10 protein-coding genes, 1 tRNA gene and 1 pseudogene are annotated in these 10398 nt (G+C 54.4%); 7 read left to right on the top strand and 5 right to left on the bottom strand.

Annotation, left to right across the window (positions count from 1 at the left end; all coding sequences use genetic code 11):
• Positions 1 to 186: 186 nt before the first annotated feature.
• The 3 genes and pseudogenes from ADICEAN_RS07350 to ADICEAN_RS23850 form a co-directional block, all read left to right on the top strand.
• Positions 187 to 259 (top strand) — tRNA-Lys (locus ADICEAN_RS07350).
• 601 nt (positions 260 to 860) lie between these two features.
• On the top strand, positions 861 to 2060 hold the full coding sequence (locus tag ADICEAN_RS07345) for a M12 family metallopeptidase (protein ID WP_236612877.1): 1200 nt from the start codon (positions 861 to 863) through the stop codon (positions 2058 to 2060).
• A 365-nt stretch (positions 2061 to 2425) separates the two neighbouring features.
• Positions 2426 to 2956 (top strand): annotated as a pseudogene (locus tag ADICEAN_RS23850) (DUF4403 family protein); the annotation flags it as partial.
• On the opposite strand, the gene ADICEAN_RS23200 reads toward ADICEAN_RS23850, so the two are convergent.
• Genes ADICEAN_RS23200 through ADICEAN_RS07330 form a run of 3 tightly spaced genes read right to left on the bottom strand, consistent with a single transcriptional unit; the run spans position 2900 to position 4275 of the window.
• Positions 2900 to 3055, bottom strand: coding sequence for a hypothetical protein (locus ADICEAN_RS23200; protein ID WP_009194933.1), 156 nt, complete (start codon positions 3053 to 3055; stop codon positions 2900 to 2902). The pseudogene ADICEAN_RS23850 and the gene ADICEAN_RS23200 sit on opposite strands and share 57 nt — an antisense overlap.
• A 16-nt stretch (positions 3056 to 3071) precedes the next feature.
• Positions 3072 to 3905 carry a peptidoglycan editing factor PgeF gene (pgeF, locus tag ADICEAN_RS21015; RefSeq protein ID WP_161622671.1) on the bottom strand — a complete coding sequence of 278 codons (834 nt, stop codon included), beginning with the start codon at positions 3903 to 3905 and terminating at the stop codon, positions 3072 to 3074.
• Positions 3883 to 4275 carry a DUF983 domain-containing protein gene (locus ADICEAN_RS07330; protein ID WP_009194931.1) on the bottom strand — a complete coding sequence of 131 codons (393 nt, stop codon included), beginning with the start codon at positions 4273 to 4275 and terminating at the stop codon, positions 3883 to 3885. Before ADICEAN_RS07330 ends, pgeF begins: the two co-directional genes overlap by 23 nt.
• A 494-nt stretch (positions 4276 to 4769) precedes the next feature.
• On the opposite strand from ADICEAN_RS07330, the gene glgP reads away from it, so the two are divergent.
• Complete coding sequence (glgP, locus tag ADICEAN_RS07325) at positions 4770 to 6479, top strand: alpha-glucan family phosphorylase (protein ID WP_009194930.1); 1710 nt, start codon at positions 4770 to 4772, stop codon at positions 6477 to 6479.
• Here the strand turns inward: glgP and ADICEAN_RS21010 are convergent.
• Both ADICEAN_RS21010 and ADICEAN_RS07320 read right to left on the bottom strand, forming a co-directional pair.
• Positions 6450 to 6644, bottom strand: a complete 195-nt coding sequence (locus ADICEAN_RS21010) for a hypothetical protein (protein ID WP_009194929.1) — start codon at positions 6642 to 6644, stop codon at positions 6450 to 6452. The two genes, glgP and ADICEAN_RS21010, sit on opposite strands and share 30 nt — an antisense overlap.
• Positions 6645 to 6693: 49 nt before the next feature.
• Positions 6694 to 7089, bottom strand: coding sequence for a peptide-methionine (S)-S-oxide reductase (locus ADICEAN_RS07320; protein WP_009194928.1), 396 nt, complete (start codon positions 7087 to 7089; stop codon positions 6694 to 6696).
• A 113-nt stretch (positions 7090 to 7202) separates the two neighbouring features.
• Between ADICEAN_RS07320 and ADICEAN_RS07315 the strand changes: the two genes are divergently transcribed.
• The 3 genes from ADICEAN_RS07315 to ADICEAN_RS07305 all read left to right on the top strand — a co-directional run bounded on the left by ADICEAN_RS07315 (position 7203) and on the right by ADICEAN_RS07305 (position 10161).
• Complete coding sequence (locus tag ADICEAN_RS07315; protein ID WP_040396475.1) at positions 7203 to 7601, top strand: hypothetical protein; 399 nt, start codon at positions 7203 to 7205, stop codon at positions 7599 to 7601.
• 319 nt (positions 7602 to 7920) lie between these two features.
• Positions 7921 to 9453: a sensor histidine kinase gene (locus ADICEAN_RS07310; RefSeq protein WP_009194926.1), complete on the top strand. Its 1533-nt coding sequence runs from the start codon at positions 7921 to 7923 to the stop codon at positions 9451 to 9453.
• Positions 9454 to 9477: 24 nt separating this feature from the next.
• Complete coding sequence (locus ADICEAN_RS07305) at positions 9478 to 10161, top strand: LytR/AlgR family response regulator transcription factor (RefSeq protein ID WP_009194925.1); 684 nt, start codon at positions 9478 to 9480, stop codon at positions 10159 to 10161.
• Positions 10162 to 10398 lie beyond the last annotated feature (237 nt).

Below are 10398 nucleotides of genomic sequence, written 5' to 3'. Positions count from 1 at the left end.
ACGTTTACTGTATGGGTCCTGGGCGGCCGCCGGTCAGGCGAGACCCGCGCGGTTCGAATCCCAGCCCGCGTGGCCCGGCGGAATCACCAAAGTAAAAACGTTTTCCGGGAAGCGGAAAATATAGCACTCTGAAAATTTAATTGTACCAGATTCTGCAGGCTGCCTGTAGGAATGTATAAAGATCCTGATTCCGTAGCTCAGCTGGTAGAGCAATACACTTTTAATGTATGGGTCCTGGGTTCGAATCCCAGCGGGATCACTAAAAAAGCCTCTTAGCGTATGCTGGAGGCTTTTGTGTTTGTAGGCGCTGGATGGGCTGCGTTTTAAACGAGCGGCAGTTGATGGGCCAGTTTATGGGAGCTTGTAGGCCTCGTCTACCTTACTCCTTCATTCCAGAATAAATTCGGCTGCTGCCTGATAGGGCGAAGGAAAAGGCTCGCAGGGTACTTATCCTGCTTCAATCTAATTTTTTTCAAAAAATAGTCAAGATAAGGGGCGTCAATTCAGCTCTTTTGTTATCTTTATCGTATGCACTCTCCGGGTGAAAGGGTGTGATAGTGAGGAGGTTGAACGGTGTGAGATCTCCTGAATAGAGTGGTCTGCTGGTACGCATTCCGGAAGCTTGATCTGCGTTGTAGGCAAATTCTCTTTATACGCCATTTCTTTTAACAGTAGCATTTGCTGGCTCTCTGCTTCAGACAGCTGAGGGGACGGGTTGTGTGCGCTACAAGGGGGGTACCTTTGCTGGTGGTGCCGGGAAATTTTTTGTCCGTATTCTACGCATTTAGTGCGTTTGCCATCTGGTAAAAAGGTTGCATTCGCTGATTTTACTTTTATTTTTTAAAACAAGCTACCCTAGTATGAAAGCATTTTTACATTTACCCGCCATGGCGGCCCTACTGGTGTTTGCCGCCTGCCAATCGGATATGGATGAGCCGCCTGCGCCCCTTTCCGAAATACCCGACCCCTTCGCAGGCGAAGTAGCCTATCCCGGCCAGGAAGGAATACTGACCGAGGGCCTTCTCTATGGTGCCCCCATTACCTACAGCCTTATCGACAACAAAGCCGTCTTTCAGGGGGATATTCTCCTGAGCAGGGAACAGCTGACAGCCCCTGCACCGGAAGAAGGGCAGCGGGTAAAAGGCACCGGCCGAAGCCTGCAGGCCGTACGCTGGCCCGAGAATACGGTCTATTATGCCATTGATCCTGCCCTGCCGGCAACGTATCGGGTGCTGGAGGCAATTGCTCACTGGGAGGCAACTACCCCCATTACATTTGTAAAGCGGACTACCCAGAACAACTATATTTATTTCGGCGAGGGCGACGGCTGCTACTCCTATGTGGGCATGATAGGCGGGGGCCAGTTCATCAGTGTAGGCCGGGGCTGTTCTACAGGTAGCACCATTCATGAAATAGGGCATGCACTGGGCCTGTGGCATGAACAAAGCCGGGCAGACCGGGATCAGTTCGTTACTATCCATTATGAGAATATCCAGCCTCAGTATTACCATGCCTTCATGACCTACACCGAGCAGGGGTATGATGGTTTCGATCATGGTGGATTTGATTTTAATTCAATCATGATGTACCATCCCTATTCCTTTTCCATAAATGGCCAGCCCACCATTACCCGGACAGATGGTTCCCTCTATTCCTATCAGCGGAATCGGCTTTCGGCAGGTGATCTGGCTATCATCAATCACATGTACCCAGCCCCTGTTGAGGAGCCGGTAGAGGAGCCCCCGGTGGAGGAACCAGTTATGACGATAGCGGCGCTGCTGCAACATTTCCAGGCCTTTGTGGCCGAGGGGAGCCTGCAGGGCAGTGGGCCGGGCAAATCGGCCGGCAACAGGCTCAACGCCTTTACAAACAAGTTAAAGGGCGTAGAGGAGCAGCTTAAAGCCGGCAATACCACCACCGCCATTGCCCGGCTTTCGGATGCGCAAAAGCATATCCATAGTAGTGGCAGGCTCAAACCCTCACACTTTATTACGGGCCCTAAAGCCTCTGCATTCAATGCCATGATCGATGCGCTGAAAGAGTCCCTCAGGGCGGAATAAGGAGCCGTCATCTCATCCATAGGATGACTCCATGGGCCCTCCCGGCAGGGCTGCCACCCCCTGCACCACCCAGCTCCGCCGGGAGGGCAAACATACGCTCAGGCCTTTAGGAGAAAGCTTATGCCAGTCGGGGTAAGGGGTCAGCAGCACAGCCAACAGGACCTGAAGTTTTAAACCCTGCCCAGTGCCTGGCTGCATGCCGGCCTGCTGTATAAGCCAGCGCAGGAAAAGCCCCGATCTTTACGATTTGGGGCTTCTTTTTGTTTACTTTTATACGGGCTTGCCTATTTTGCGTACGCTCTGTGGATGGGCGGATCGATCAGGCCCCCTTCCACCCCCAATTTATGTAGCCCTTTTTTTTATTCATGGATACCTCTACCCCTGCCGTTCGGATTGACCTTCCTGTTACCCTATCGTATGCTGCCCTGGAAGCGGCCGCCCGCAAAAAAATGCTGGGGCAGGTGCTGCCCCCCTCCACCGCCGAAGGCGAAGAACCCTATGCCCGCCTGCTGGACCTGCGTATGGCTCCCAGCCCCAGCCCCGACTATGATCTGCTGCTAAAAGTAAAGCTGGACATGTTGCGCACCCTTTTTAAGCGGGAGGGGGTAGATCTGTATGTGCTGGCCGAGCTGGGTTACGATAATCAGCGCCAGCTGCTCTGGGTGCGCAAGTACAAAGTGGATGCCCGCACCCAAAGCCGCCTGTATAATGGCTCGCTGGAGATGCTGGCCAACAGTGTGGGCTATGAGCAGGTGCTGAAACGCGCCCGTTTTCGGGTAGGGGATATCATTGCCCGCGAACTAGGCAAAATCAATGAGCGGCTTGCTGCGGGAATGGAGCTAAAGGGGTTGCAGCTGCAGGGGGGCGTTGACACACTGCAGGTGGCCGATGTTAAAGCCGGGCCGGAAGGCATTAGCCTTACGGTAGTGGTGCAGGCACAGCTTGAGGCCAGGGTGCAGGACCTGCTGAGTCTCATGCCCCAAGACATGGCCCATGAGGCCTGCCGCCACTTTAGCGCAGCTGAATGCCGGCGGCAAAGCGGTCCGCGATCTCCCTTGCGGGCCGAGAAAAGCGGGCATTGTTCTGTACGGTGCACAACTTGGCCAGCTCTATCTGCTGCTGGGGCACCCCAAAGGCTTCCAGCTGCAGCACATTGGCCTTCCAGAGGTCCAGCCGGGCTTTCTCATCAGGCTGGGGCAGCAGCAACAGCCTGCTTTGGCTGCCAAAGGCTTCTTCTACTGCCTGCACTACTTCCTGGCCCACCTCATAGGCCTCCTGGCACACCGAGGGGCCAATGCCGGCCAGCAGATCTTCTCCCCGGGTGCCAAAACGGGCCTGCATTTCCAGCAAGGTTTTTTCCAGAATGCGGGCTACTGTGCCCCGCCAGCCTGAGTGTACCGCTCCCACAGCCCCATGGCGCCGGTCGTAGAGCAGGATGGGCACACAATCGGCCGAGAGTACGGCCAGGCCAATGCCTCTTTCCTGGGTAATGAGTGCATCGGTTTCCTGCAGCTCGGCAGCTGTGGTCTGGCTGCTTACGGCCACAATGCGGGTCTGGTGCACCTGCGAGGGAAAATAGAGGCGATCTTCGGCCAGGCCCAGGGCGACTGCCAGCTGGCGGCGGTTGCTGCGCACAGCCTCCCGGTCTGGACTGCTGGAGTAGCTCAGCGTAAATTCTTCTTCATTGGGGGTGCTCCGTTCGCTTACAAAATGCCGGATGCCGGGCTCGGCGGCCAGCTGGTCAAACTGCCAGAGGGGCAGCGTTTGAGGGTTGATGCGCTTCATGGGCTGGTGATAGGGGGGAAGGGTAAAGGGGGTAGGGTCAGCGCTTTTTGATCTGCTCACAGGGGCCTTCATAGTGAATAAAAATGCTGATCCAGAGCGAGCGCGAAAGCCGGAAAATAATGGGGAGCAGGCCTACCACCACCCCAACCACCGTTACAAACACCATGAGCATGGTAATTTCGTCGGCCAGCAGCGATAGCACAAAGAGGGCTACCAGAAAAATGGCGGTGCTAATGGCGTAGCTAACGAACATAGCCCCGAAGTAGTAGCCCGGTTCCGGCTCAAAGGACTGGCCGCAGCAGGCGCAGCGGGGATGCATCCGGGCAAAGCGGGGGGTATACAAGCTCCCGGGCAGAAACATGTTTCCCTCCCGGCAGCGGGGGCATTTGGTCGTCAGTATGCTATAAAGCAGAGATCGTCTGGCACTCATGCTACTTTGAGCTAATTCCTTACATATCTGCAAGTATAGTATACTTTCTTAAGTTACAGGAGAAGCAACATGTGTTTATTGGCCTTCAAGGGAGAATTCAGCCCCTTTATCAGAGATTTGAGGCCTGGCAAGTGATTTGTTAAGGTAAGTACTTTCAGATCAGGCAGTTGTGAGCGTGCGCAGAGGGTATCAATTTCGTAGAAAAATCGCTGCTCTGTCTTTGAAATATTCAATTTGCAACAGAGGGTTGGTGTTTGCGCACGGCTAGAGAAAGTTGAAAAGAGCCTCTATGGGGCTTTGCAAACGTTTGTATTGGGATGATGCAATTTATAGGCCCATTTTAACAAAAAAATGTTCAAACAAAATAGTAATATTATGACTTGAAAAAGGGTTCGGGTGCGTTTTCTTCAGCCAGAAACTTTTACCTGAGCTCCTCATAATCAGTTGCTTTGTGCAAACGTATAAAAGGATTGTAGAACAGAACTAAGAAGTGTATGTCTAAGTACAACAAGTGGTATCACCCCTACGAGATAAACGAAAAATACAATACGCGTGTAGCTTACTTCTCCATGGAGTTTGGCATAGACCAGGCCCTGAAGATCTACTCGGGCGGCCTTGGCTACCTGGCCGGCTCGCACATGCGCAGCGCCTATGACCTGCGCCAGAACATGATTGGCGTGGGCATGCTCTGGAAGTTTGGCTACTATGACCAGACCCGCACCGAAGATCAGCGTATGGGCATTCAGTTCCAGAAGAAATACTACTCCTTTCTGGAAGATTCCGGTATTAAGGTAGAAGTGATCATTCATGGCAGCCCCGTATGGGTAAAGGCCATGGTGCTGCGCCCCGATACCTTTGGCACGGTGCCCATGTACCTGCTCACCACCGATATTCCTGAAAATGATCACCTGGCCCGCACCATTTCCTACAAACTGTACGACCCCGTGCAGGAGACCCGCATTGCCCAGAGCATTGTGCTGGGCATAGGGGGCGCCAAGGTGGTAGAAGCCCTGGGCGGCGCCGATATTTACCACATGAACGAAGCCCATGCCCTGCCGCTGGCCTTCCACATGTACGGCCGCATGCGCAACCTGGAGGAGGTAAAGAAACAAATTGTGTTCACTACCCATACCCCTGAGAAAGCCGGTAATGAGGAGCGCGACATCGAGCTGCTGAACCGGATGTCGTTCTTCGGGCCGGTTCCGCTGGAAGAAGCCCGCTACATCAGCGGCATGCATGGCGAGCAGTTCAACTATACGCTGGCAGCCCTGCGCCTTTCCAAAATTGCCAATGGGGTATCGCAGCTGCATGGCGAGGTATCGCGCCAGATGTGGTACGGCAATGAAGGCATCTCCGAGATCAAGGCCATCACCAATGCCCAGAATGTGCCCTACTGGCGAGACCAGAAGCTGCAGGATGCCATAGACCGCAACGACGACAAAGCCCTTACCCTGCGTAAGGAAGAAATGAAGCGCGGCCTGTTTGAAATAGTGGCCGACCAGACCGGCAAGCTGTTCCGTCCGGATGTGCTTACCATTGTATGGGCCAGGCGCTTTGCCGGCTACAAGCGGGCCGATCTGCTGCTACGCAACATTCACCGCTTTATGGATTTTATCAGCCGGAGCGATATGCCCGTGCAGATCATCTGGGCGGGTAAGCCCTATCCGTTCGATTATGGCGCCATTGAGGTATTTAACCGCCTGATGGAGATGTCCTACCAGCGGCCCAATGTAGCCGTGCTCACAGGCTATGAAAAGAACCTGTCTAAGAAACTGAAGCAGGGAGCCGATGTGTGGCTGAATACCCCCCGCCGGCCAAGGGAGGCCTCAGGTACCAGCGGCATGACGGCCGCCATGAATGGCGCCATCAACTTTACCATTCAGGATGGCTGGATTCCGGAGTTTGCCCGCCATGGCGAAAACAGCTTCCTGATCCCGATCTGTGATACCTCTCTGCCCGATCATGTACAGGATGATATCGACTATGATCACATGATGCGCATTCTGGAGCAGGAAGTGGTGCCTACCTATTACCGCAACCACGGGCAGTGGCTGGCCATTGTAAAACAAGCCATGAAGGATGTAGTGCCCCAGTTTGGCGCCGACCGCATGGCCGATGAATATTACCGGGAAATTTACCACGCCCCCATGAGCCAGCCCAATGGCCATGCGGTGTCACAACACAGCCAGAGCATGGCGCACTAGTGCCTGCTCCTGAGCAGGGAGTGCGGCCAGGGCCGGAGACGTATCCAGCCGGGCAGCGCTGCTGCCGCCATACAGCAGGCCATTGACCCTGGCGGTTACCGTGGCGTCAATAAAGTCCTCCTGTTGGGGGGTAGCGCTTCCTGAAATGGGCCAGTAGCTGCGCATGGCGCTGCAGCTGGTATTTTGGTGGCGCAGCTCGGCCAGGTAAAACCCTTCATAGGGGTAGAACAGCGTATGAACCCTGGTGTTCAGCCGCTGTTCTACCCTCTTTTTTGGCCAGCGCCTGCTGGTGCTGGGCAGGTGTATGGTAAAAAATGGCCGAGGCATACTGCCGTTTGTAGGGCGGACGGGTAGGGGTGTGCCAGCTAAAGAAGAAGTCGAGCAGCTGCTCATAGCCGATCTGCTGCGGGTCATGCTCCAGCTGCAGACTTTCGATATGGTTGCCCAGGCTGCGGTAGGTGGGAGCGGGGCTGCTGCCGCCAGCATAGCCTACGCGGGTGCGCACTACCCCCTGCTGCAGGCCAAAGAGGGCATCGGGCTTCCAGAAACACCCCAGGGCAAAGGTGGCGGTTTCAGTAGCAGCAGCAGGGGGCGCAGCATTGGCGGGCATGGGTGGTCTGGGAAAGCTGTAGTATCTTTGCAGGAAGCATGGCGCATGCCTCCCTCCCTGCTGTACGCTCAAAAGGGGCAGCGCGTTGTGCCGCTCCCTAGCTGCAATTGCCTATGAAAGCTCCCTTAAAATGGGGTGTTACAGCCCTTACCCTTTTACTTGTTGGCTGGATGCTGCTGGAATTGCTGCGCCAGCCCGGCGTGCAGGACCTGCCCGGGGGCTTTCAGGAAGTAGCTTTTTACCGCAATGAGAACAATACCGGACCCATCATTCGCCTCTATGCCGTAAGCGTGCGGGATGCCAGCCCGGAGCAGCTGCAGCAGTACGGCAATTTTATGCCCCACACCAAGTATGGCACCACGCGGGTGTATTTTTTTAAAGAAGGAAGCCCGGTACCCCCTGCGCTCTATCCCGGAGATGTAAATGTTGATGCTGCCTACCAGCCCTACTGCATTGCCATGTATGAAAAGAGCTCAATGGGGCAGGTAAGCCTGGTTTTTGAACCGTTCTGATCCATATTTTCCCTATTTCCGGGCCCCGGTGCTGCTCCTGCTGCCGGGCTACCTCTGCAGGCCGTTTAGTCCGGAAGTGGGTTGGTTTATGTGTGAGGGGCGCACCGATCACATCTTTGGGCGGGTTCGTCACATTTTTTTTTAAGGCTGCCGGGGGGTGCCTAACTAGCATGGAAATCAGCCGGAGAAGGCGCATGGGCCATTGCCCGCCTGCTTCTGCCTGGGCCGGGCAGGCCCAGCGACTATAGCTTCTACTTTACACCTCCTTGTAGCTTGTACAGAAATGATTACTTTATCCTCCACATTGCAGCCTTCTTTTATGAAAGACGATCTGTCAAGATCCGAAAATTTCAACCGGGTAGAATTCTGGGCCGTCACCACCTTATTTGTCTTTGCGGTCTTTTTCTTTATCTCCGAGGGCATTCAGAATATTGCCCATGTGCGCACACCCAACCGCTACTACTTTGATCAGGCACTGATCTACTTTGACTATTACAGGCACTACTTCTGGCCCCAGCTGATCCGCTACAGCTTTTTGTTTGTGGCCTTTTTGGTGCTCAACTTCCGGGTAGTGCCGCAGCTGATCCGCCGCAAATCCCTGCTGCGCAATGTGCTGCTGGTGCTGGTGTTTTTTGTGCTGGGCGGGTTGGTCTACAGCATTACCGATACCTATCTGAAAAATTACCTCTTTGCCCAGTTTGGGTCAGAGCAGGAAGCCTACAACAGCTTTTTTCTCAATGGCTTTCTGTACGCCTTCTGGCTGCTGCTGATGCTGGCCCTCTATACGGTGATCAAGTACCTGGGCATTTACCTGCTCTCCAATGCCGAGACGCTGAAAGCCCGCTACCCCTTTATCACACAAGGGGGGCTGGTGATTGTGGTGCTCTGGATGATCGGGATATTTCTGCTGCTGATGGGCGATGCCGACCGGGAGCTCATCATAAGCTGGTGTGTGCTGGTGCCTTCAGGCATTATGATCTACTGGTACTCCTTTTATGCGCTTATTCCGCAATCGCTAAATAAAAAGCGCCCCTTTCTGATGTACCTGAGCAAGGTATTGCTGATCATGGCAGTGGCCTTTTTGCCTATTGCCCTGTTGGTCCTGATCCTGGTAAGATACGGCGATCTGGCCTTTGTGCTGAGCATGTTCAATGTGGCCTTTCAGGTACTGGTGGCTGCCCCCCTTTGTTGGGTGCTGTACAAACGGCAGCGCAAGGGGGAGGAGCAGCTGTTTGTGCTGCAGCGGGAGCTGGGGCACAGCCATGCCACCTTTGATTTTCTGCGCTCGCAGATCAATCCCCATTTTCTCTTCAATGCCCTCAACACCATGTATGGCACCGCCCTGCAGGAGGGGGCCGAGCGCACCGGCGAAGGCATACAGAAGCTGGGCGATATGATGCGCTTTATGCTGCAGGAAAACATGCAGGAGAAAATAGCCCTGGCCCGGGAGATTGAGTACCTCCACAACTACATTAGCCTGCAGCGGCTGCGCACCGATTCCATCCCGGGCATTACCATTCATGAAGCCATTGAGCAGCCGGTGCTGCCTGTGCAGATTGCCCCCATGCTGCTGATCCCCTTTGTGGAAAATGCCTTTAAGCATGGCATCAGCTTCCGGGAGCCTTCTCACATCAGCATTACGCTGGAGGTGCGGGAGCAAACCCTTTATTTTGATGTGCACAACAGCAAGCATACCCGCCCCGAGAACGATCCCGAGCGGGACAAGAGCGGCATTGGCCTGAGCAATGTGCGCCAGCGCCTGCAGCTGCTCTACCCTCAGCGGCACGAGCTGCTGATCCGGGAAACAGGCAAGGAATATTTTGTGCATCTTACCGTTCAGTTATCTGCCTAATCACATGGCCTACCCCTGCTGCCTATGAACGCCATTGCTGTAGACGATGAACCCATGGCCCTGGAGGTAATCCGGGCCCATGCCGCCAAGGTGCCCTTTCTGGAGCTGAAGGCCCAGTTTACCGATGCCTTTAAGGCGCTGGAGTACCTGCAGAAGGAATCCATTGACCTGCTTTTTCTGGACATTAAGATGCCGGATATCTCGGGCCTGGATTTTTTCAACAGCCTGAGCAAAAAGCCGCTGCTCATTTTTACCACCGCTTATAGCGAGCATGCCGTTACCAGCTTTGAGATGGATGCAGTGGATTACCTGCTCAAACCTTTTTCGCTGGCCCGCTTTCTGAAAAGCTGCAACAAGGCCTACGAACTTTATACCTACCGCAATGCCGGCGAGGCGGCCGATTTCTTCTACATCAAGACTGGCTACGAGCAGCTAAAGGTGCAGTACGAGGAGATCCTCTACGCCGAGGCGGCCGGCAATTATGTGACCTTTGTGCTGAAGGACAAGAAAATCCTTTCCCGCAGCACCTTTGCAGAAGTAAGTGGCCTGCTGCCCCCTGACCGCTTTGTACGGGTGCACCGCTCCTATATAGTGGCCCTCAACAAGATCGATAAGGCCGAGCGCCACCAGGTGACCATTCATGCCACCCCTATACCGGTGAGTGAGGCCTACCGCCAAAACCTGATGGGGGTACTCAATAAGTTCTGACAACCATCTGCCAGAGGGCTTGCTCCGGCAGAAGGGCGCCCAGGCACCGGCTCCCGGCTTACAAAACGTACAGTATGGGTTGCTCAACCTGGAATGTTTCTATACGGAACGAATCCCCCTTCACCAAGGGGGATTTTTGTATGTCTTATCAACTTAACTAGAAGGTTTGATCCATAATTCACGGTGCAAAAGGCTCCATAGTCCGCCTCGGCTACCCGGCCGGGGCTATTTTATTTC

Source organism: Cesiribacter andamanensis AMV16, from assembly GCF_000348925.1.
Lineage (GTDB): Bacteria > Bacteroidota > Bacteroidia > Cytophagales > Cyclobacteriaceae > Cesiribacter > Cesiribacter andamanensis.
This window is presented reverse-complemented; position numbering and strand designations above follow the sequence as displayed.